21 protein-coding genes and 1 riboswitch are annotated in these 20,701 nt (G+C 39.9%); of the genes, 14 read left to right on the top strand and 7 right to left on the bottom strand.

Translation table 11 applies throughout. The features are described 5' to 3' along the window. Nucleotides 1-19: 19 nt before the first annotated feature. Together GPDM_RS15325 and GPDM_RS15330 are read right to left on the bottom strand one after the other, a co-directional pair. Complete coding sequence (locus tag GPDM_RS15325) at nucleotides 20-1,045, bottom strand: TRAP transporter substrate-binding protein (RefSeq protein WP_008432805.1); 1,026 nt, start codon at nucleotides 1,043-1,045, stop codon at nucleotides 20-22. After that, nucleotides 1,042-1,707 carry a GntR family transcriptional regulator gene (locus GPDM_RS15330; RefSeq protein WP_008432806.1) on the bottom strand — a complete coding sequence of 222 codons (666 nt, stop codon included), beginning with the start codon at nucleotides 1,705-1,707 and terminating at the stop codon, nucleotides 1,042-1,044. The genes GPDM_RS15325 and GPDM_RS15330 overlap by 4 nt, the downstream gene beginning before the upstream one ends. Before the next feature lie 178 nt (nucleotides 1,708-1,885). Between GPDM_RS15330 and GPDM_RS15335 the strand changes: the two genes are divergently transcribed. After that, nucleotides 1,886-3,250 carry an FAD-binding oxidoreductase gene (locus tag GPDM_RS15335; RefSeq protein WP_008432807.1) on the top strand — a complete coding sequence of 455 codons (1,365 nt, stop codon included), beginning with the start codon at nucleotides 1,886-1,888 and terminating at the stop codon, nucleotides 3,248-3,250. Between the two features lie 44 nt (nucleotides 3,251-3,294). Here GPDM_RS15335 and GPDM_RS15340 read toward each other — a convergent pair whose 3' ends face one another. After that, on the bottom strand, nucleotides 3,295-3,945 hold the full coding sequence (locus tag GPDM_RS15340) for a LytTR family DNA-binding domain-containing protein (protein ID WP_008432809.1): 651 nt from the start codon (nucleotides 3,943-3,945) through the stop codon (nucleotides 3,295-3,297). Between the two features lie 163 nt (nucleotides 3,946-4,108). Between GPDM_RS15340 and aceB the strand changes: the two genes are divergently transcribed. Together aceB and GPDM_RS16765 are read left to right on the top strand one after the other, a co-directional pair. Beyond that, nucleotides 4,109-5,710 carry a malate synthase A gene (gene aceB, locus GPDM_RS15345; protein ID WP_100069916.1) on the top strand — a complete coding sequence of 534 codons (1,602 nt, stop codon included), beginning with the start codon at nucleotides 4,109-4,111 and terminating at the stop codon, nucleotides 5,708-5,710. Nucleotides 5,711-5,729: 19 nt separating this feature from the next. After that, complete coding sequence (locus GPDM_RS16765) at nucleotides 5,730-5,858, top strand: hypothetical protein (protein WP_008432812.1); 129 nt, start codon at nucleotides 5,730-5,732, stop codon at nucleotides 5,856-5,858. 582 nt (nucleotides 5,859-6,440) lie between these two features. Here GPDM_RS16765 and GPDM_RS15350 read toward each other — a convergent pair. Beyond that, a complete protein-coding gene (locus GPDM_RS15350) occupies nucleotides 6,441-7,046 on the bottom strand; it encodes a hypothetical protein (protein WP_008432815.1) in 606 nt (201 codons plus the stop codon). Between the two features lie 181 nt (nucleotides 7,047-7,227). Next, complete coding sequence (locus GPDM_RS15355) at nucleotides 7,228-7,521, bottom strand: hypothetical protein (RefSeq protein WP_008432816.1); 294 nt, start codon at nucleotides 7,519-7,521, stop codon at nucleotides 7,228-7,230. Between the two features lie 151 nt (nucleotides 7,522-7,672). On the opposite strand from GPDM_RS15355, the gene GPDM_RS15360 reads away from it, so the two are divergent. Beyond that, complete coding sequence (locus GPDM_RS15360; protein ID WP_008432817.1) at nucleotides 7,673-8,332, top strand: HAD-IB family hydrolase; 660 nt, start codon at nucleotides 7,673-7,675, stop codon at nucleotides 8,330-8,332. Nucleotides 8,333-8,369: 37 nt separating this feature from the next. On the opposite strand, the gene pcp is transcribed toward GPDM_RS15360, so the two are convergent. Continuing rightward, the gene (gene pcp / locus GPDM_RS15365; protein WP_008432820.1) at nucleotides 8,370-8,978 is read right to left on the bottom strand and encodes a pyroglutamyl-peptidase I; all 609 of its coding nucleotides are present in this window, start codon (nucleotides 8,976-8,978) and stop codon (nucleotides 8,370-8,372) included. Between the two features lie 186 nt (nucleotides 8,979-9,164). Between pcp and GPDM_RS15370 the strand changes: the two genes are divergently transcribed. The 5 genes from GPDM_RS15370 to GPDM_RS16770 all read left to right on the top strand — a co-directional run bounded on the left by GPDM_RS15370 (nucleotide 9,165) and on the right by GPDM_RS16770 (nucleotide 12,665). Continuing rightward, nucleotides 9,165-9,944: an ABC transporter substrate-binding protein gene (locus GPDM_RS15370; protein WP_008432821.1), complete on the top strand. Its 780-nt coding sequence runs from the start codon at nucleotides 9,165-9,167 to the stop codon at nucleotides 9,942-9,944. 28 nt (nucleotides 9,945-9,972) lie between these two features. Then, nucleotides 9,973-10,632 carry an amino acid ABC transporter permease gene (locus GPDM_RS15375; RefSeq protein ID WP_008432823.1) on the top strand — a complete coding sequence of 220 codons (660 nt, stop codon included), beginning with the start codon at nucleotides 9,973-9,975 and terminating at the stop codon, nucleotides 10,630-10,632. Then, entirely contained in the window at nucleotides 10,625-11,347 is a 723-nt protein-coding gene (locus tag GPDM_RS15380) for an amino acid ABC transporter ATP-binding protein (protein WP_008432826.1), read from the top strand. The genes GPDM_RS15375 and GPDM_RS15380 overlap by 8 nt, the downstream gene beginning before the upstream one ends. Nucleotides 11,348-11,535: 188 nt before the next feature. Further along, the gene (locus GPDM_RS15385; RefSeq protein ID WP_192806526.1) at nucleotides 11,536-12,378 is read left to right on the top strand and encodes a hypothetical protein; all 843 of its coding nucleotides are present in this window, start codon (nucleotides 11,536-11,538) and stop codon (nucleotides 12,376-12,378) included. A 116-nt stretch (nucleotides 12,379-12,494) separates the two neighbouring features. After that, on the top strand, nucleotides 12,495-12,665 hold the full coding sequence (locus tag GPDM_RS16770) for a hypothetical protein (RefSeq protein ID WP_008432829.1): 171 nt from the start codon (nucleotides 12,495-12,497) through the stop codon (nucleotides 12,663-12,665). A 58-nt stretch (nucleotides 12,666-12,723) separates the two neighbouring features. Here GPDM_RS16770 and GPDM_RS15390 read toward each other — a convergent pair whose 3' ends face one another. Then, on the bottom strand, nucleotides 12,724-13,731 hold the full coding sequence (locus tag GPDM_RS15390) for an LLM class flavin-dependent oxidoreductase (RefSeq protein ID WP_008432832.1): 1,008 nt from the start codon (nucleotides 13,729-13,731) through the stop codon (nucleotides 12,724-12,726). Between the two features lie 578 nt (nucleotides 13,732-14,309). Then, nucleotides 14,310-14,414: riboswitch (SAM riboswitch) on the top strand. A gap of 74 nt (nucleotides 14,415-14,488) precedes the next feature. Here GPDM_RS15390 and GPDM_RS15395 point away from each other — a divergent pair. The 5 genes from GPDM_RS15395 to GPDM_RS15415 all read left to right on the top strand — a co-directional run bounded on the left by GPDM_RS15395 (nucleotide 14,489) and on the right by GPDM_RS15415 (nucleotide 20,504). Next, on the top strand, nucleotides 14,489-15,622 hold the full coding sequence (locus GPDM_RS15395) for a methionine biosynthesis PLP-dependent protein (protein WP_008432834.1): 1,134 nt from the start codon (nucleotides 14,489-14,491) through the stop codon (nucleotides 15,620-15,622). Next, the gene (gene metC / locus GPDM_RS15400) at nucleotides 15,606-16,778 is read left to right on the top strand and encodes a cystathionine beta-lyase (protein ID WP_008432836.1); all 1,173 of its coding nucleotides are present in this window, start codon (nucleotides 15,606-15,608) and stop codon (nucleotides 16,776-16,778) included. The genes GPDM_RS15395 and metC overlap by 17 nt, the downstream gene beginning before the upstream one ends. Before the next feature lie 224 nt (nucleotides 16,779-17,002). Further along, nucleotides 17,003-18,052, top strand: a complete 1,050-nt coding sequence (locus tag GPDM_RS15405) for a Fe(3+) ABC transporter substrate-binding protein (RefSeq protein WP_008432839.1) — start codon at nucleotides 17,003-17,005, stop codon at nucleotides 18,050-18,052. Between the two features lie 72 nt (nucleotides 18,053-18,124). Further along, on the top strand, nucleotides 18,125-19,756 hold the full coding sequence (locus GPDM_RS15410) for an ABC transporter permease (RefSeq protein WP_008432840.1): 1,632 nt from the start codon (nucleotides 18,125-18,127) through the stop codon (nucleotides 19,754-19,756). 1 nt (nucleotide 19,757) lies between these two features. Continuing rightward, complete coding sequence (locus GPDM_RS15415; protein WP_008432842.1) at nucleotides 19,758-20,504, top strand: ABC transporter ATP-binding protein; 747 nt, start codon at nucleotides 19,758-19,760, stop codon at nucleotides 20,502-20,504. Nucleotides 20,505-20,701: the final 197 nt, after the last annotated feature.

A 20,701-nucleotide genomic window follows, 5' to 3' on the forward strand; every position in this document is an offset into this window, starting at 1 on the left:
TTCCTTGATTTTTCAACTGTTATTCATTTGCTGCTAATGCTTGATCGATTAAATCTTGACCAATTTGATCTTCGTATTTTGTGTAAACAGATTTTGCTGCTTCACGGAACTCGTTACGCTGCTCGTCTGTTAAGTCATTAATTTGCATTCCTTCTTCTTTAAGTTTATCAAGGAACTCACCGTCTTGTTGCTGTGCTAATGCACGTTGTTCTGTACGGAATTCTTCTGCTGCTTCTGTCATAATTTCTTGCAAGTCTTCTGGAAGGCTGTTGTAAACATCGTCATTGATCAGTAAAGCAGTTGCTGCATATACATGCCCTGTCAATGTTAAGTAATCTTGAACTTCATAAAATTTGTTCGTGTAGTAAAGGGAGATTGGGCAATCCATTGCATCATATGTGCCTTGTTGCAATGCTGTATAAAGTTCTCCAAAAGCAAACGGCGATGCATTGGCACCGAATGCATTAAAAGTATCTGTATGCAATGGGCTTTCTAACGTTCTCATCTTCAAGCCTTCCATATCTTCTGGAGATTCAATGGGTCCCTCATTGTTAGAAACATGACGGAATCCGTTTTCACCGAAAACCAAGCCTTTTAAATCATTATTTTCAAGGTCTGCCATTAATTCTTGACCAAGTTCCCCATCCAATGCTTTATAAGCTGCTTCGTTGTTATTAAATAAGAATGGCAAATCGAACACTTGGAATTTTTCGTTAAACGAAGCCATTGCGGCAACAGCTGGAATTGTCATTTCGATGTTTCCAAGTTGTACGGCTTCAATCGCTTCACGGTCAGAACCATATAATTGACCATTCGGATACAATTCTACGATTAAGCGACCATCTGATTCTGATTCTAATTTTTCTTTAAATGCTACTGCTGCTACATGGGATGATTGTTCTTCCGGTACTAAATGTGCAAGTCGGAGTGTATAAGTTTCTTCTCCGGCTTCTCCATCTTCTGTAGTAGTTGTTCCACTGTCTGGTCGTCCACAAGCTGATAAGATAAATAATCCAATAAGTAATAATCCAAGTATTTTTTTCATAGTTCCTCCTGTGTACTGTATTTCAGTAGTCGGTTTTCAATATTATCTAAATGAATACCTAACTGCTGTTTGGCTTTTTTCAAGTCTCCTTGTTCTATCGCTTGGAGTATGGACAGATGTTCTTCATATGCTTTTTTTGAACTGTCGGTTGCCGTATCAGATAGCAACAAAAAAGCTCTGCTCCCACCGCTATTAATAGTATTTATCATTTCTTTTAGACGGTTATTGCGGTGGTTTTGGTATAACAAAGCATGAAATTCTTGATCTAAATCCATAAATTCCACCACTTTTTTTTCTTGCACTGCCTGCAATTGACGTTCTATATTGACCATCAGTTCATCAATATTTGGTCGTTGCTCCACATCCGTTAAATTTTCAAGGCCTTTGATTTCTAATAATCGGCGAAGTTCCATAATCTCAATAATGTCTTGAGAAGTAAAAGCCGCTACTACTGCGGGTTTTAGGTTTCTTAACTCAATTAATGCATCCATCGCTAATCTTTTTAATGCTTCTCGTAAAGGCGTTCTACTTATACCAAGTTCATACGCTAACTTTTCTTCTGGCAATTCTTGACCAGGCTTTAGTTCTCCTGTAATAATCATTTTTTTGATATATTCGTAGGCACGATCTGCCAACGTGGCTTGTTTCGTGATCTTTTCCATAATTCCTCCCCTCTTTATATTTACTCCACAGAGTGTATACTGTATACAGAAAGTATAGAATAGACACTTTCATTTGTATAGAGGAAATCGAAATTTTCTAACTACTTGCTATAATCTTATTTATGATCTTAAAGTTGATTTTCACAAATTCTCGTCTACTTAAAGGAGTTGCATTTACATGACAAGCAAATGGAAGATCGAGTTAAAGCACATATTAAAAACAGATCAATATTCGACTAGCGTTAGCGAATTGTACCGACATAGTCACGACGAATCCGACCACACACCTGTAGAGCCTGAAGTTGTTTGCTTTCCAGAATCCACAGAAGATGTATTAGCCATTATGAAAATTGCTCGTGAAGCATCGGTTCCTGTTACGCCTTTTGGCAGCGGCTCTGGTTTAGAAGGACAAGCAATTCCAACAATGCGCGGAATTTCACTAAATTTCGAGCGCATGAATCAAGTTGTGAAATTCTCACCGGAAGATCTACTAGTGACAGTCCAACCAGGAATCACTCGCCTTCAATTGAATAGCATTGTTAATCGACATGGATTGCAATTTCCGATAGACCCCGGCGCAGATGCCACAATTGGTGGAATGACAGCTACGAATGCTAGCGGAACGACCGCAGTTCGTTATGGTGTTATGCGGGATCAAATTATCGATTTAGAAATTGTATTAGCAGATGGGACCCTTCTTCATACGGGCACTAAAGCAAAAAAATCGTCTTCAGGCTATCATTTGACCGGACTGTTTACCGGATCTGAAGGAACGCTTGGCATTATTACAGAAATCACGTTAAAACTTCATGGTATTCCTGAGCACACAATTGCTGCTAGCTGCACATTTGAGACACCTCATCAATGTGCAGAAGCCGCTCATATGATCTTGCTTAGCGGCATTCCAGTTCAACGCATGGAATTTGTTGATGCATACAGCATTGCAAAAGTGAACGATTATGGGAATTACGGACTTCCTGAAAAGCACTCGTTATTTTTTGAGTTTGCTGGCATGAAAAGTACAGCCGAAGAAGAAGCCGCATTAGCACAGGAATTATTAACAGATATGAATTGTGAAAACTGGCGAATTGCGGCGGATTCTGAAGAACGCGCTTCGATTTGGAAAGCGCGTCATGAAATGGCTTACGCATACCGGCATCAAGCAGGCATGACGATTACTGGTGGAGATGTATGCGTTCCTATATCTAAACTTCCTGAACTGATTGATTATGCTCGTGAACTAATTTCTGAAAGTGGATTACAAGGTGGTGTTTTAGGCCATATTGGCGATGGTAATTTTCATACTTCGATTGCCTATGACGCCAAGGATCCTAAACAGCAGCTTGCTGCGGAGAAGATTAACGAAAAACTAGCTTATCGTGCCATTGAGCTCGAAGGAACTTGTACAGGTGAGCATGGTGTCGGGCTTGGCAAAATTAAGTATCAAGATGCAGAACATGGAGCTGCCGTGACCATTATGAAAAATATGAAGCAAATGTTAGACCCCACTAATTTACTAAATCCCGGAAAAATATTCGCATAAAAGCCAGCTGAGGGAACAATCCCAGCTGGCTTTTTTACATACTACTAGAAACCGAGACGTGCTCTAACACTAGCCGTATAATTTTGACTAACGGGTAAAATTGAGCCGTCTCTAAGCGTCAACTGATAATTTGATGCAATATCACGCGAAATTTCTTCTATATAATCAATATTAACGATATAAGATCGATGAATCGGTAAAAAACTATCTGGCAATTGGGGCTTTAAGTTTTTCAATGTATGTATTACACAATACGTTTCATCATCTGTATAAAACCACGTTTTTTTTTGGCTGCTCTCAATATGAGAAACTTTAGTTACAGGAATGGGACGCCAAGTATCTTCATACTTGCCAGTTAGAAATCGAATTGGTTTATTTTTACGAACTAAATAATCTGGTGGCAAAATAATAACGAGTACGCTTTCTTTTTCTCCTAGCTTGACCGGATAGCCAATGCCGTAATATGGGGTTCCAAAAACAGACTCTTCGACAAACATTTCAACTCGCTGACCTTCTTTTTTCGCACGAGCAGCAATACTACCAGGAAGTACCAGCTGGCCTTCTCGAATCTGTAAGTCATGAACTCCCGCTTTATAGTAGATATAGCTATTTTCTACCGCAATTGCGATCGATGCTTCTTTCGGTATCCAATCCCCAATAATAAAACCCATTTGTTCCAACATTGTGTTCTCCATCTCCGACTCCCCTTTCAAATGTGTTTATCGCCAAATAGTCGCTTTTATCGCTGAATAATCCTTTTTGTCCTGTTTAGAAGACAGTTAGAATTTTCTGTTATATATTAATATACATCAAAACAAACTGTATTAATACAGTAGATTAATTTTTTTTCAGAAAGGGATGATTTGTTTGTTAACAAAATCGACAATGACGATAAAAGGTGAAGAAGTTCCAGGAATGGAAACGATTTTAACTCCTGAAGCATTAGACTTTATTGAAAAGCTGCATACTAATTTTGATAAGCAACGTGTCAAGCTTTTAGAAAGGCGACAAGTTCGACAAAAAGAAATAGATGCTGGGAAAAAATTAGATTTTTTGCCAGAAACAAAGCACATTCGCAACAACAATTGGACAATTGCTCCCCTACCTGAAGATATGAAAGATCGACGTGTTGAAATCACAGGTCCAACAAATCGCAAAATGCTGATTAACGCATTAAATTCAGGAGCTAAAATGTTTATGGCAGACTTAGAAGACGCAACTGCCCCCAATTGGTTTAACGTTATTGATGGGCAAATCAACTTACGTGATGCGGTTCGACGAAAAATTGACTTTGAAGTTGCTGAAACCGGAAAAAAATATGCGTTAAATGAAAAAACAGCAGTTTTAATGGTTCGCCCTCGTGGTTGGCACTTGATGGAGAAAAACATTCTTATTGATGGCCAGCCGATTTCGGGTAGCTTAGTCGATTTCGGATTATATTTTTTCCACAACGCGAAGGAATTGATTGAACGCGGGACTGGTCCTTATTTCTATCTCCCCAAAATGGAAAGTCATTTAGAAGCACGTCTTTGGAATGATGTGTTCGTATTTGCACAAAACGAATTAGACATTCCTCAAGGGACGATACGTGCAACGGTATTGATTGAAACCATTATGGCCGCTTTTGAAATGGACGAAATTTTATACGAATTACGCGAACATTCAGCTGGCTTAAACTGCGGACGTTGGGACTATATTTTTAGTGTGATTAAACGTATGCGGAATTTACCGGAATACATTTTCCCGGATCGTTCACAAGTAACCATGACGGTACCGTTTATGCGTGCTTACACACAACTGTGTATTAAAACGTGTCACAGACGTAATGCACCGGCGCTTGGCGGAATGGCAGCACAAATTCCTGTTAAAGGAAACGACGAAGCCAATGCCGCGGCTTTCCAAAAAGTGGCGGAAGACAAACGACGTGAAGCCATGGACGGTCATGATGGCACATGGGTCGCTCATCCTGGAATGGTCGCGATCGCGATGGAACAGTTTGACGAGCACATGCCTACGCCAAACCAAATTGATAACAAACGTGAAGACGTGCAAGTTACTGCTGAACAATTGGTAGAAGTGCCCACTGGTACGATTACGGAAGAGGGATTACGCTCAAATATTTCAGTCGGCATTCAATACATCGCTTCCTGGTTATCAGGTAACGGCGCGGCTCCTATCCATAACTTAATGGAAGATGCTGCAACTGCTGAAATTTCCCGTTCTCAAATATGGCAATGGATTCGCCATCCTAAAGGTGTTTTAGAGGACGGACGAAATATCGACCTTCCTTTGTTCCATAAAGTGATTGAAGAAGAAACGGCTAAAATCCAACAACAGGTTGGCGAAACAAGATATTCAACCGGTAATTATGCGGAAGCCCGTGAGTTGTTTACAAGCCTTACTTTAGAAAGTGAATTTGCAGAATTTTTGACACTGCCAGGTTATGAAAAACTAAACTAAACTATTGGAGGAGATCGAAATGAAAAACACTCAAACTTTCGAAACGCGTACAAAAAAAGAATGCCGGGAATGTGGCTGTGTCATCAAAGAACGCCGCGAATCTATTATTTATGAATGTGAACGTTGCATTGCCAATGTCGAAGAATAACGCAAAAGAGGAAAACCAGTAAGTTTGGTTTTTCCTCTCAGACTGTAGACAAAGTCTATTGAAAATGTATAGTTTTGTATAACCACAACCGTTCCAGCCACTGCGCTTTCCATGGGCTCAGCTTCAGCCTCCTCGTCACTTGCGTTCCTGCGGGGTCTTCAGCTTTCGCTGTCCCATAGGAGTCTTCGTGGCCAGAACGGTTGTTAGGATATAGCTCTAATTAGAGAGAGTAACCAGCAATTCCACTTTTTAAGAGGATTAATGAGTAATCACACAAGGATTCGGAGCGCAATGCGGCGAAGGGCAAAGATATGCTCCTGCATCGCTGCGCTAGCTTCGTCGCAAAGCCATTGCCCGAAGTCCCTTCGGTCACTGACTTTCCTGCGGAAAAACGGAGTGATGAGACCCCGCAGGAGCTTGCGACGAGGAGGCTCAGCGCTTCGTCCGCGGAAAGCGTCCGCATGGAGCGAAGGATCTAGTATATAGGATGAGATGAATATTCATTCGTTAACTAACATAATAATTCTTTTGTCTACAAGCTGAGAGGAAAACCAGTAAGTATGGTTTTCCTCTCTTTTTTTGTTAGTATGTTATTTTCTCTAATAGTCTCTGTTGATTGGTAACTTGAATTTTCCCGATTTTTCCTGCTGTCGGAACGATTGCCTCGCCATCAAAATCAAAGGTTTCGGGTTCACCTGTTTCGTTTTCAAACAGCACTTGGAATGTGAAAGTATACAAAGTCTTTTCGGTATCATTTTGGATGATTTTTATATTATCTGTGCTTAATTTGTATTCACGATCCGACAAGCTATACATAAAAGCATCTGTATTCTTAAATGTCTCATACGCATTATCGGTAAAATAAGAAGCATACGTATCGTCCATATATGCAATTAACGCTTTATATTCCGGTGAATTCAACCAAGTATTATATTGTTCCTCATCCATCTCACCTGTTTGACTGTCCATTGCAGCATTCCATAATTCGCGGTACTTTTCGTCTGGACCGTTAAATTGTTTTTCAATAACAGCTTGAATGGCCGCTTTGTCTTGTTCAACAGAATCGACCGCTCCTTCAGTTTCTACCTCTATGGCTTCACCATTTTCTGAACATCCAGCTATGAGTAAAAAAGAAACAATCATTAATAATAGCCCCATAAGTCTTTTAGTCTTTATAAAATTGCCCATGCTTTATTCCCCCTTTTTGTGTGATAAAAATAGAATTGACTAGTATACGAAGCAGTTATCAAAAAGTTCCATTTTTCTTACAATAAATACTTTCATTCACTTAGTTGAAATGTATTTAACTTCTCTATTCAAAAAGTGATCCCCAAAGTCATGAATTCCGACTTTGGGGATCGCTTTTATTCTATTCTTGGTTGGATGATTTAAAACGATAACGGTTGTCATCTTCAAGTTTATTAAAGACTTCAATATAGCGAGTGCCACCTTGTTCGCGTGCGTTTGGTGTATCTTCACCTTCTAGAATTTCGTCGAGTGGGCGGGCTTCAGGTTCAATAATGATTGAATCAAAGTCGTCCATCAACCCTTGAAGTTCACTATAATTTTCAATATCTTTGTCTTTTTTAACTTCTTCAAATAGTCGGTCTGATTCGTCCTGTGTTAACTCTACATACCCGACTGTAATCTGTTGTTTTTCCATTTTAAAACCTCCTGTAGCTTAATCCGTTATTTCTTATTCCATACCCTATAGACTAAAATACATAAACATACAACCGTCACTTGCTGGAAGATATCGTTATTTTCCGCTATGATGAAAACTATAGAAAAAAAGAGAACCGGAGCTGATTTCTTTGCGCGTAGCCATATTTGATTTTGATGGAACATTGTATTCAAAAGAAACTTTCCAGTTAATGATGAGTCATTTAAAAAATCATCCCGAACATAGCAAACGTTACCGTCAATTTTACCGGGCTATTATGCCACCTTATATTGGGCATCGACTAAAAATTTATCCTGAATGGAAAATGCGTGAACGTTCGGTTCAAGCATACTTGTCTTCGTTGGAGACTTTTACAAAAACTGAACTCGAACAATTTTTCGGTGAGATTGCAGATCGAATGCACGGGGATATGAATCCAACAGTGGTGGCGCGATTAAAAGAACATGTGGCAAACAATGATTACGTCATGCTCGTTTCTGGAGCCTTTACTCCCTTACTTCACGCCGTGACTGAACAATTACCCATTAAAACCATTATTGGGACAGAAGTTTTCTACAACAATAATATATTAGATCATCAGACACCTTTGTCACATATTCAAGGTACGCTGAAAACGAAAAAAATCAAAGAAGCATTAGAAGGCTGTGATATTGACTGGGCTAACAGTTATGCATATGGCGACAGCCCTTCAGACCTACCTGTTCTTGAACTTGTCGGTCACCCTGTAGCCGTTCAACCAAAACCGAAATTACGCACAGTTGCCGAACGTCGCAACTGGGAAATCATTTAAGCATCAAAAAAACGGACCGCAAATTGCGGTCCGTTTTTTATGCTTTGTCTAATACTTCAATACAAATTTGAATGCCCTTAACCAGGTCTTCATGTGACCAGCTTGGAATCCGACCATGCTGAATCGCCAACTCATGTGACGCGGGAATATGAATAAAGCCCGTTTTCAACGTAGGTTTCTTATGCTTAGCAAAATGCAACCCTTCATACATCACGTTATTACATAGATATGCACCAGCCGTATTTGAAATTTCTGCGGGCAAGCCATTAGTTAGTAGATGATCAACCATTTTTCGAACGGGTAAGGTCGACATATAAGCTGCCTCTCCTTCTTGTCGAATCGGCTCATCAACAGGTTTATTGCCTTCATTATCAACATCGCCATCTTTGACATTCAATGCGATTCGTTCAGGTGTAATTTTATATCTCCCCGCTGCAAGTCCAAGTGAAATCACAGCATCCGGATTTTCTTTTTCCATAAACTTGAGCAAAAATTCTCCAGACGAATTAAAATCTACAGGCATTATTTTGCCGACAACTTGGTAATTGCCGATTGTTTTTCCATCCAACGCTTCTACTACTTTCATAGTCGGGTTGACCGTATATTCCAAAAAAGGTTCAAAACCGGTTAACAGTAATTTTCTCAATTGTATCTCCTCCTAATCGTTATTATACGCACACCCTCTTTTCTTTCCCAACACTCTCTTTTGGGCCACTTTAATTATCAGAAAATATAAACAATAAATTTATCCAAAAATTCCTTCCCAAATAATTTTTGATGTGTTAAAATTCATTAAAATGAATAAACATACAAAACCATTGGAGGAATATACATGATTAAGAAATTATCATTTATCACTTTATTTGCATCATCTGCATTAGTACTAGGAGCTTGCGGAAGTTCTAGTGAAGAAGAAACAGGATCTTCAGAGAAAAAAGAAGTATTAGAGATGGGAACATCTGCAGAATTCGCTCCATTTGAATCACGTAACACAGAAGGCGATATTGTTGGTTTCGATATTGATCTCGCAAACCACATTGCAGACGAACTTGGATACGAACTTGAAATTACAGATATGAAATTTGATGGCTTGATCGGTGCTTTGCAAAATGATCGTGTTGATATGGTTATTGCGGGTATGTCTGCAACAGACTCTCGTAAAGAGAATGTCGATTTCTCTACAGAATACAACCACTCTGGCGAAATGTTCGTTACAGCGAAAGATTCAGGACTTACGAGTCTCGAATCTTTAGAAGGTAAAACGGTTGGTGTTCAGCTCGGGACGATCCAAGAAGAAGGCGCGAAAAGCATCATCGCTGACGAAGGCATCAATTTTGAGTTGAAAGCTTTAGACGATTCGGGCGCATTAATCCAGGAAATTTTATCTGGTCGCATTGATGCTGCTTATATTGATAAACAAGTTGCACTTGGTTATATTGAAGCGCAAGACCTTAGTGCATTCGATGACCCAACAACAGCTTCACCGGGCATGGCTGTTGCGTTCCCTAAAGGCAGCGAGCTTTTAGAAGATGTTAACGGTGTACTTGCCGAAATGGAAGAAAGCGGAAAATTGGATGAACTAAAAGAAAAATGGTTATCTGAAGAAGAGTAAACTTACCTGTAGAAAAGAGTTGTAACTTATGAACCTGGATTTTTCTCAAATTGTCCCCTATATCCCTTTCATGCTTGAAGGGATATGGGCAACTTTAAAATTCGTATTTTTTGCTATCATTCTTGGATCCATTCTTGGAACATTATTGGCTTTGTTTAAAATTGGTAGCATCAAACCGTTACGTTGGTTTGCGGATGCCTATACATCCATTTTTCGTGGAACACCACTGATTCTGCAATTGATGATTATTTACTTTTCCACTCCACAGTTAACCGGATATGATATTTCAGCATTTCTGTCGGCTATTCTGGCTTTTGGATTAAATTCATCCGCCTACATATCAGAAATTATCCGTGCCGGTATACAAGCAGTTGATAAAGGGCAAATGGAGGCTGCACAAGCACTTGGTGTGCCCTACCGCGCGATGATGAAAGACATCATTTTGCCTCAGGCTTTAAAAAACATCTTACCTGCGCTAATGAATGAATTTATTACCTTAACTAAAGAATCTGCCATCGTTTCTACCATTGGTTATCTCGATTTAATGAGACGTGCACAAGTGGTTGGTGCTGATTTGTTCCGTAATTTCGAGCCGTTATTATTTGTTGGATTCATCTACTGGTGTCTTGTAATGGGCTTAACGATGATTGGTAGAGTGTTTGAACGGAGGCTGAAACAAAGTGATTAATGTACAAAATTTATACAAAAAGTTCGGCACGAATGAAGTTCTCAGTGATATTTCAGCTACTGTAAACAAAGGTGAAGTCGTTTCAATCATCGGTCCTTCTGGTTCTGGTAAATCAACTTTCCTGCGTTGTTTAAATTTGTTGGAAGTGCCAACTGCCGGCACCATTGAAATTAACGGCAAAAGCTTGACCGCTTCTAATAAAAATATACACAAAATCCGCCAAGAAATTGGGATGGTGTTTCAGCACTTTCATTTATTCCCTCATTTAACGGTACTTGAGAATTTAACGTACGCTCCGATAAAAGCAAAAGGAATTAAGAAAGCGGAAGCAGAAATGAAAGCTCGTCTTTTGCTCGAACGTGTGGGCTTATCGGAAAAGGAAAAAGCATATCCTAATAGCTTGTCAGGTGGTCAGAAACAACGTGTAGCCATTGCTCGTGCCTTGGCAATGGAACCAGAACTGATGCTGTTTGATGAACCGACATCAGCACTTGATCCTGAAATGGTTAAAGAAGTACTTGACGTTATGAAAGACTTAGCACAATCTGGGATGACGATGGTTGTTGTTACACATGAAATGGGATTTGCTCGTGAAGTTGCAGATCGTGTCATCTTTTTAGATCACGGGGTGTTAGTTGAAGAAGGTCAACCTGTTGAATTTTTCAGCAATCCTAAAACCGAACGCGCAAAAGATTTTCTAGATAAAGTATTGTAACAGGTGTCCTTTGGGCACCTGTTTTTTTATGACTATTTTTCGTTTCTTTTATTTGTTCATTTGATGCTCAAATGTCAAACAGATCCCTAGCCTTTCACATGTTATAATCAGATTTGGCAATCTTGCAGAAAACAGAGGTGGAAAATGTGTTTAGAAAAATCATAATTTTAGTAAGTGTTGTATTTTTTATGTCGCTGTTCATTTTTACAGCAGTCATGTTTTTAAAAAACGAAGTCGAACTTTACTCTGAAAATAATATAACGTTAGCGCTTGAAAAGCCGACATTCATTTCTCTTAAAGAGCCTGAGGTTAGTGAAAATGGAACAGACTTAACACAGTTTTATCAACTGACTTTCCTTGGCTTAAATGTCGGGACCTATACCCTTGTTGACCGTTCGCTTTCCAATGGGACATCAATTATTTTTGAAGAAATCAAAAATACTAGTTGGATTCCATATACATTTTCAATGAATGTTAATGGTCTTAACGGTGCAGATTTTACATCTTGGAATCCTGAGCCACCTGCCCGACTTGACGAAGACGTTTACGGTTCCGATCCTACTACCAACCCTTATGGCATCTTCACGACTCCAGACGGCGAAATGTTAGTTGGTAATGTGTATGTATCACGGAATCTTCAACTGGGTAATGGCAATTGGGTGCAGGAACTGCGTCATGAAATTACCGAAATGTCAGTAGATGAAGGTGTATTATCAAAAAATCTGTGGCTTCCTCCTAAGCACACAAGTCAGACTTGGTTGATGGCTTCGCCAGAACCCTTATTTGATGAAGAAGAAATTGAAGATCAGTGGATTGACTTTACATTGGAAAATCGTCTATCTCAGTTAAACTGGTTAACACCTGAAGGTCCTTTAGTGAAACTGGAATTGACGGATGACCCCCGCACCCAGCTAGCTTATGGTTATATTGATAAACGGACTGCAGATTTAACTTCCTTGGAATGGAATGAAAAATCCTCTGCTGTGTTTTTTGAATCAATGATATTAAATGCAAAAATCAATCAGCCTTAATATGAGTCAAGCTCTTCTTTGGCTATTAAACAAAATATTCTGTATAATAGAAATGAATTAAAATTCTTGTTTTTTGTCAGGTGGCTGCTGATTATTAAATAAGGAGGTTGGTCATAATGGAACGCAAAGTCCTTGATCCGCAAGAAGTTGAGCGTCGACTAGATGAAGACTTTAATGCAATTCTGAATATGATTGGCGAAGGTTCACCCGATTTTGCAGCCGATGAAGAAAACGAGATGTTAAAAGAACGGCGTCGTGAAGAAGTAAAAGCAAAAGATCTTCATTAACATTAAAAAACCACCTCTCTTATGAATAGAGAGGTGATTTTTTGTACATATTTTTTTCTTAGTTCATCATTTCTGCTAGATAATCATATGACTTTAGGCGCTCTTCATGATAGAAAATTGGTGAATGGACAATCACTTCATGGGCACGTGTTTTTTGGATAAAGTTTTTCAGTTTTTGTTTAACGAGCTCAGGAGTTCCAACCATCATCGATTCAGAGTTTAATTTATCTCGGAAAATCGCAATTTCACGATCTGTCCAAACGTCTTCTAGCTTATCGATTGGGGGCTGGAATGTGGTTGGCTCTCCTCTCATCAATGAGAACATTTGCTGCTGCGAGGAAGTTGCCAACCATTCTGCTCGCTCTTGTGTTTCCGCAATAATAACATTTACTCCAAGCATAGCATATGGTTCCGCTAATGCTTTAGATGGCTTAAAGTTTTGATGGTACAACTGCAAGGCTTGCATCATATAATCAGGCGCAAAATGACTAGCAAATGAAAAAGGCAAACCTTTTAAAGCAGCAAGCTGTGCACTAAAGCCACTCGAGCCGAGTAACCACATCGGCACTTTCATATTAGTTCCTGGGAAAGCTTGTACACGTCCTACTGGATTTTCCGAGAAATAATTTTCCAGTTCTGCTACTTGTTGTGGAAAGTCCTCCCCATTGCTGTGTAAACTTCTACGCAATGCATGAGCCGTTGCTTGATCACTCCCGGGTGCACGTCCTAGACCCAAGTCAATCCGTCCTGGATAAATTGTTTCTAACGTACCAAACTGCTCCGCAATCACGAGTGGTGCATGATTTGGAAGCATTACGCCACCCGAACCTACACGGATTGATTTAGTCGCACCAGCAATATGGCCGATTAACACAGATGTTGCCGAACTACCAATTCCCGGCATATTATGATGTTCAGCTAGCCAGAAGCGGTTAAAGCCAAGTAACTCCACATGTTGGGCTAACTCCACGCTATTTTTGAATGCCTGTGCCGTTTCCGCACCTTTATTAATAGGTGCTAAATCTAGCACAGACAACGGAATATCTTCGAATTTCTTGATTGACATAATGACTTTCACTCCTATTCCTCTCTATTGTAGCGATGTTTGATAAAAACATCCCTTTTTCTGCTCATGAAAGAAAAGCGGAAGTGGCTATGTAGTCCCGACAGGCTTAAGGCAGAACACGCAGGAAATCCTGATTTCCGTAGTGGGCTGACTTAAGACCCCGAGGGACTAGCCACTAGAGCTAGACAACACGAAAAGTGAAAGTGCCTGGTCAGCTCCGACAGGCATAAGACAGACCAGCAGTGTGGCGTTCTTTGCCACGCAGCTGGGTTGACTTATGACCCGAGGAGCTAGGCACTTGCAACTGGACAATACGAAGAGTGGAAGCTGCCGTGTAGATTCGACGGGCATAAGACGCTCTAGCAAAGCGGCGTTTTTTCAGCCGCACAGCTAGAGTAGCTTATGACCCGAGAATCTGGCAGCTGGAGCTAGACAATAAGAAAAGTGAAAGCTGCCGTGTAGATTCCGCTGTTTTTTCTTTTTATTCAAACTAATTAAAATTCTACCTTGCTTTCTGTCCCCAAATGATTTATGATAAGGAACATCGAAACAGAAACACCCTAAATTTAATAAGATATTTCTTATCTAGAGAGACGGAGGGATTTGGCCCTGCGAAGTCTCAGCAACCAGTCCGACGAAGACTACGGTGCTAAATCCAATAGGCTTTGCCTAAAAGATGAGAAGAATGCGTTTCCTAACAGGGGCTTTCTTCTTAAAAGAAGAAAGCCCCTGTTTTATCGTGGAGAGGATGAGCAAAATGACAAAACATAGTTTAGAAACTTTATTGGTTCAATTAGGGAACCGTAGCGATGCCGCGACAGGAGCAGTAAATCCACCTATCTACTTATCCACCGCTTATGAACATCAAGGTCTTGGGCAATCGACTGGCTATGATTACACACGGACAAAAAATCCAACACGTTCTGTTTTAGAAGAAGGATTTGCTGAACTTGAAGGAGCAGATGCCGCATATGCATGCAGCTCTGGAATGGCCGCCATTCAACTAGTTTTGTCTTTATTCCGACCAGGCGATGAACTATTAGTGCCAGAAGATATTTATGGCGGTACGTATCGCCTATTAGATCATTTCGCAGCCGCTTATAACATCCATCCAATATATGCTGAATTTAAAAACGTAGAAGAAACAGAAAAGAAAATAACAATAAACACGCGGGCTCTTTTTATCGAAACGCCTACCAATCCGCTTATGCAGGAAATTGACCTGGTATCTTATGCCGCATTAGCGAAAAAACACAAACTCCTATTAATAGTAGATAATACATTTTTAACACCTTTTTTCCAGCAACCTATCCAGCTTGGAGCTGATATCGTAATTCACAGCGCCACTAAATACATCGGAGGTCATAATGACGTATTGGCTGGACTTGTGGCTGCTAAAGGAGAGAAGATTTGCGATAAATTAGCCACATTCCACAACTCGGTTGGGGCTGTCCTCTCACCTTTCGACTCTTGGTTATTGGTTCGAGGGTTAAAGACATTACCATTACGTATGAGACAACACGAAGCGAATGCCAAAGCAATTGCAGAATTTTTGTCTCATCAGCCAGTTGTATCGGACGTATTGTATCCGGGGAAAGGTGGTATGCTATCTTTCCGATTACAGGAAGAAGCTTGGATTGGACCCTTCCTAAAAAACATTAAGCTCATCACGTTTGCTGAAAGCCTCGGCGGTGTTGAGAGTTTCATCACCTATCCTGCCACACAAACTCACGCAGATATTCCTTTTGAAGAACGGACAAAGCGCGGCGTATGCAACCGTCTGCTACGATTCTCTGTAGGCGTTGAACTAGCTGAGGATTTAATCGCTGACTTAACACAAGCATTTTCAAAATTGAAAGAGGAGGTTGTTGAATATGACCGATCGTATTGAAACCAAGTTTATTCACTCTACTGGAGTTGATCCACTTACTGGGGCCGTTAACGTACCGATCTATTTGTCTTCTACATTTCATCAGAAAAGCTTAGATTCTTTTGGTCCATTTGATTATAGTCGCTCAGGTAATCCTACGCGTCTTGCACTTGAAGAAACAATCGCAAAACTTGAAGGCGGTACACGTGGCTTTGCCTTTTCATCAGGAATGGCTGCCATCTCTTCTGCATTTATGCTTTTATCTTCTGGTGATCACGTACTTGTTTCCGAAGATGTTTACGGGGGTACTTACCGCTTTATCACAGAAGTATTGGATAAATTTAAGATTGAATATACATTTGTAAATATGACCAATTTAGATGAAATGGCCAATGCTATTCAACCTAATACAAAAGTTATTTACTTAGAAACGCCTTCAAATCCTGTTATGAACATCACAGATATTGAAATCGCTGCAAAATTAGCAAAAGCAAATGATTGCTTAACATTTGTCGACAATACTTTTATGACCCCCCTTTATCAAAACCCGTTAGAACTTGGTGCTGATATTGTGCTACACAGTGCCACAAAATTTTTGTCTGGTCATAGTGATATTATTGCCGGACTCGCTGTTACGAAGGACGAAGAGCTTGGCAATCGCCTCGCCTTTATCCAAAATACGTTTGGATCTGTTTTAGGCGCACAAGATTCCTATTTGCTAATTCAAGGCATTAAAACGTTAGGGGCTCGTTTAGGTCAATCATCCGAATCCGCTCGTGTGATTGCTGAATACTTGCACAATCATCCGCTAATCGAAGAAGTTTATTACCCAGGATTTTCATTCCACCCCGGCAACCCTATTCACGAACGTCAAGCAAAGAGTGCAGGAGCTGTCCTCTCTTTCCGCTTAGCTGATAAAAAGTCTGCTCGAACTTTTGTAGAGCATTTAAGAATTCCCGTATTTGCAGTCAGTCTTGGTGCAGTAGAATCAATCTTGTCCTATCCAGCCACAATGTCTCATGGCTCTATGCCAAAAGAAGAACGTGAAAAACGAGGAATTACCGATGGCTTATTGCGCTATTCAGTAGGACTTGAACATTCTGATGATTTAGTTCAGGACTTAAATCAAGCACTTGCTCAAGTGGCACGCCGCAATGGATTAAGCATTGCAAACTAAAAAGAAAGTTAATAAATCGAAAAACATCCTTTACCAGACTTGGCAAAGGATGTTTTTTCGTTTTTTAAAAATGAGATTTAATAAAATCATTTTTTAGACACAATTCCAAAAAAATAAGATAGTTGGCTGTTTCTAATTGACATTCTCAATTAGCTCTTTATAATTGAGGTTGAGAATGATTTTCATTTAACTTCTCAATTACATATATAAAGGGAGAGACATACATGAAGAAATCCTTATATCTTATCTTAGCATTGTTACTTCTTGTTTTAGCAGCTTGCGGAAACGACGATGAAGCTGATCAAAACGAAGAAACCGATGGTAATGAAGTTAACCTATATACAGCAAGACATTATGATGTTGACGATGAACTATATAAAAAATTCGAAGAAGAAACAGGTATTAAAGTTAACTTGATTAAAGGCGATGCAGACGAATTGCTTGAACGCATTAAGCGTGAAGGCGATGCTACTGAAGCAGACTTATTCCTAACTGCTGATGCTGGCCGTCTATTCCGTGCAAAAGAAGATGGCTTATTGCAAACTGTAACTAGTGACCTACTAGAGGAGCAAATTCCTGAAAATTACCGCGATACAGATCAAATGTGGTATGGCTTAACGAAACGCGCTCGTGTGATTGTTTATAACCAAGACACAGTAACACCTGAAGATTTATCAACTTATGATGCTTTAACAGAAGATCAGTGGAATGGCCGCGTATTAATCCGTAGCTCTGAAAATATCTACAACCAATCTTTACTTGCTTCATTTATCGAAATTGATGGTGAAGAACAAGCAAAAGAATGGGCTGCCGGATTAGTTAAAAACTTTGCACGTGATCCTGAAGGCGGGGATCGTGACCAAGCAAAAGCGATTGCAGCTGGAGTCGGTGATGTTGCGATTATGAACAGCTACTATTTCGGTCAAATGTTAAATTCTGAAGATGCTGCTGAAGTAGAAGTTGCAGAAAATCTTGGTATTTACTTCCCAAACCAAGAAACAACAGGAACTCACGTTAACGTTAGTGGTGCAGGTGTCGTAAAATCTGCGACTAACAAAGACAATGCCATCAAATTACTTGAATTCCTATCTGCACCTGAAGCACAAGGAACATTTGCAGAAGCTAACTATGAATACCCAGTAAACTCAGCTGTTGAACCTTCTGAGCTATTGAAATCATGGGGCGAATTCAAAGAACAAGATATCCCACTTTCTTCACTAGGAGACAACAACGCCAAATCGATTTTAATCTTTAATGAGGTAGGTTGGAAATAACCAAAAAGCTCTTCCCTTGCTGTATTCTATAACGGCAAGGGATTTCTGACGATTGGAAAGGTGACTAATGCTATGCAACGAAGACTCGCTAACATAAATATTTGGACAGTCGCAGCCATCGCGATTATTGCTGCACTGTTTTTGCCGAACATGACAATTGTGACAGGGTTATTCACACCTTCTAACGAAAATTGGGAGCATATGAAAGAATTCGTCCTCTGGTCGTTTGTCAAAAACTCCTTGATCCTCGTTGTTGCCACAGCAGGTTCAACGATTTTCATCGGTCTAAGTTTAGCTTGGCTGATTGCCCAGTACCAGTTCCCTTTCCGAAAGTTTTTAAAATGGGCATTGATTTTGCCTCTTTCTATTCCTCCTTTTATTGGAGCATACACTTATCATGGAATCTTCAATTATACCGGGGTAATCCAGTCGACACTTCGTGGACAGTTTAATATGGAACTCAACCCTGTATATTTTGACATCATGAATTTACCGGGCGCTATTTTTATCTATACGGTTTTCTTATATCCTTACGTTTACACCATTACACAAGTTTTTCTTTCTCAACAATCCGCGTCGCTTATTGAAAGTACGCGACTTCTAGGAAAAGGTCCTTGGCGAACATTTTTCCAAGTAGTTGTCCCAATTTCACGAATTTCGATTATTGCTGGCGCCAGTTTAGTTATCCTAGAAGTGTTAAATGATTACGGCGTTGTGAAATATTACGGCATCCAGACGTTTACGACAGCAATTTTCCAAAGCTGGTTTGGTTTAGGGGATATTGAAACTTCGATTAAACTCGCTGCCTCTTTAATGGGCTTTGTTATTATCATTTTACTGATTGAGAAAATTCTGCGCGGGAGACGTCAATACAGCTATTCTTCCACTAAAGTACGTCCGTTGCCGCTCATTCGGTTAACCGGGTGGAAAGCATTTGCAGCAGCCGGCTATGGTTTTACAATATTAGCACTAGGTTTTTTCATTCCAGTTATTCAATTAATCGACTGGACAATCTTAACTTTTGGTACTATTCCGTTAGATGAATTTATGTCTTATATAAAAAATTCGGTATTTGTGGCAGGTATTAGTGCCGCTACCATTATTGTTTTCTCATTAATTGTTGGTAATTTTGCCCGTCTAGTACACGGGAGGCTGGCTAAATTGTTGCCAAAATTGACTGTTCTCGGTTACTCTATTCCTGGAGCTGTTATTGCAGTGGCCGTTGTAACTGCCTTTGTGGCATTAGACAATTTTTTAGCACCGCTTTATCAATTAGTGGGCACAAAATCGACACTCGTACTCAGTGTTAGTCTTATCTTACTTGTTACTGCTTATATCATTCGATTTTTCGCCATTGGCTATAGCTCGATAGAGACCGGTTACGATAAAATCGGTACGGACTTCCAAGATGCTTCTCGCCTTTTAGGAGCAGGACTAACAAGAACATTCTTTAAAGTAGATATGCCGATGATGAAAGGCGCGATCATTAGTGGATTTATTCTAGTCTTTATCGATGTATTAAAAGAAATTCCATTAACTTTAATTTTAAGACCATTTAATTTTGATACACTTTCTACGAAAGCTTTCCAATATGCCAGCGACGAAAAAATTATGGAGGCTTCTCAAGCTTCGTTATTGATTGTTGGTATTAGTGCTTTAGCAATTGTGGTCTTCTACAAGTTTTTGGAAAAGGAGTTGGATTAATATGTTCGTAACCATTGAAAATCTTTGTTTTTCTTATCCAAATACAAAAGCTGTTGCACTTGATAATTTCTCCTTGCAAATTGAAAAAGGTGAAGTTATCTCCATTCTTGGCCGAAGCGGAAGCGGAAAAAGTACAGTTCTCCGTCTTCTTGCCGGACTTGAAAATCCTTCAGTTGGTAAAGTAACGATTCAAGATCAAGTTCTCTGTGACAATAAAACATTTATACAGCCCGAAAAGCGTGGCATTGGCATGGTTTTTCAAGATTATGCACTTTTCCCTCATATGACGGTTGCTGATAATATCTTATTTGGATTGTTTCGCATGAAAAAGTCTGCCAAGCAGAAACGTCTCCACGAAGTGTTGGAGCTTGTTGAATTAGAAGGCTATGAAAATCGTTACCCTCACCAATTGAGCGGTGGACAGCAACAGCGTGTAGCGATTGCTAGAGCACTTGCGCCAAACCCTCATCTTCTCCTGCTAGATGAACCATTCAGTAATTTGGATGCAGAACTGCAGGAAAAAATCCGAAAAGAATTGCGTGATATTCTTAAAAAAGCCAATATCACATCTATTTTTGTTACACACGATGAAAAAGATGCTCACATTTTGGCTGATCGCATTGTCAAAATTAAAAATGGGCAAACTGATTTTATCGGTCGTCCATGTGACCTACTCGATGTTTACCGTCAAGAAGGCCACAGTGAGCCCTTCCCTGCTGTAGAAGAAAAAGAATTAGTTCATAGCTGAAAAAAACCAACACGCCTTCTTAAGAGAACGCTGTGTTGGTTTTTTTGCCTAAAGTAAGTCATAAAAAAACCATCCGTCTTCGGATGGTTTCAGACTGTAGATAAAGTCGTATTAAACTGAATAGTGATGCATACTCTTCAACCGGGCTGGCCACTTCGCTTTCCGTGGGCTCAGCTTCAGCCTCCTCGTCACTGACG

Source organism: Planococcus donghaensis MPA1U2 (assembly GCF_000189395.1).
GTDB lineage: Bacteria > Bacillota > Bacilli > Bacillales_A > Planococcaceae > Planococcus > Planococcus donghaensis_B.

Coding starts and splice junctions, on each gene's coding strand:
- GPDM_RS15370 (WP_008432821.1), top strand. CDS start 9,165: ATGATTAAGAAATTATCATTTATCACTTTATTTGCATCATCTGCATTA.
- GPDM_RS15355 (WP_008432816.1), bottom strand. CDS start 7,521: ATGGAAAAACAACAGATTACAGTCGGGTATGTAGAGTTAACACAGGAC.
- GPDM_RS15395 (WP_008432834.1), top strand. CDS start 14,489: ATGACAAAACATAGTTTAGAAACTTTATTGGTTCAATTAGGGAACCGT.
- GPDM_RS15325 (WP_008432805.1), bottom strand. CDS start 1,045: ATGAAAAAAATACTTGGATTATTACTTATTGGATTATTTATCTTATCA.
- GPDM_RS16765 (WP_008432812.1), top strand. CDS start 5,730: ATGAAAAACACTCAAACTTTCGAAACGCGTACAAAAAAAGAATGCCGG.
- metC (WP_008432836.1), top strand. CDS start 15,606: ATGACCGATCGTATTGAAACCAAGTTTATTCACTCTACTGGAGTTGAT.
- GPDM_RS15375 (WP_008432823.1), top strand. CDS start 9,973: ATGAACCTGGATTTTTCTCAAATTGTCCCCTATATCCCTTTCATGCTT.
- GPDM_RS15385 (WP_192806526.1), top strand. CDS start 11,536: ATGTCGCTGTTCATTTTTACAGCAGTCATGTTTTTAAAAAACGAAGTC.
- GPDM_RS15390 (WP_008432832.1), bottom strand. CDS start 13,731: ATGTCAATCAAGAAATTCGAAGATATTCCGTTGTCTGTGCTAGATTTA.
- GPDM_RS16770 (WP_008432829.1), top strand. CDS start 12,495: ATGGAACGCAAAGTCCTTGATCCGCAAGAAGTTGAGCGTCGACTAGAT.
- GPDM_RS15335 (WP_008432807.1), top strand. CDS start 1,886: ATGACAAGCAAATGGAAGATCGAGTTAAAGCACATATTAAAAACAGAT.
- GPDM_RS15330 (WP_008432806.1), bottom strand. CDS start 1,707: ATGGAAAAGATCACGAAACAAGCCACGTTGGCAGATCGTGCCTACGAA.
- GPDM_RS15405 (WP_008432839.1), top strand. CDS start 17,003: ATGAAGAAATCCTTATATCTTATCTTAGCATTGTTACTTCTTGTTTTA.
- aceB (WP_100069916.1), top strand. CDS start 4,109: ATGATTTGTTTGTTAACAAAATCGACAATGACGATAAAAGGTGAAGAA.
- GPDM_RS15410 (WP_008432840.1), top strand. CDS start 18,125: ATGCAACGAAGACTCGCTAACATAAATATTTGGACAGTCGCAGCCATC.
- GPDM_RS15350 (WP_008432815.1), bottom strand. CDS start 7,046: ATGGGCAATTTTATAAAGACTAAAAGACTTATGGGGCTATTATTAATG.
- GPDM_RS15415 (WP_008432842.1), top strand. CDS start 19,758: ATGTTCGTAACCATTGAAAATCTTTGTTTTTCTTATCCAAATACAAAA.
- GPDM_RS15340 (WP_008432809.1), bottom strand. CDS start 3,945: ATGGAGAACACAATGTTGGAACAAATGGGTTTTATTATTGGGGATTGG.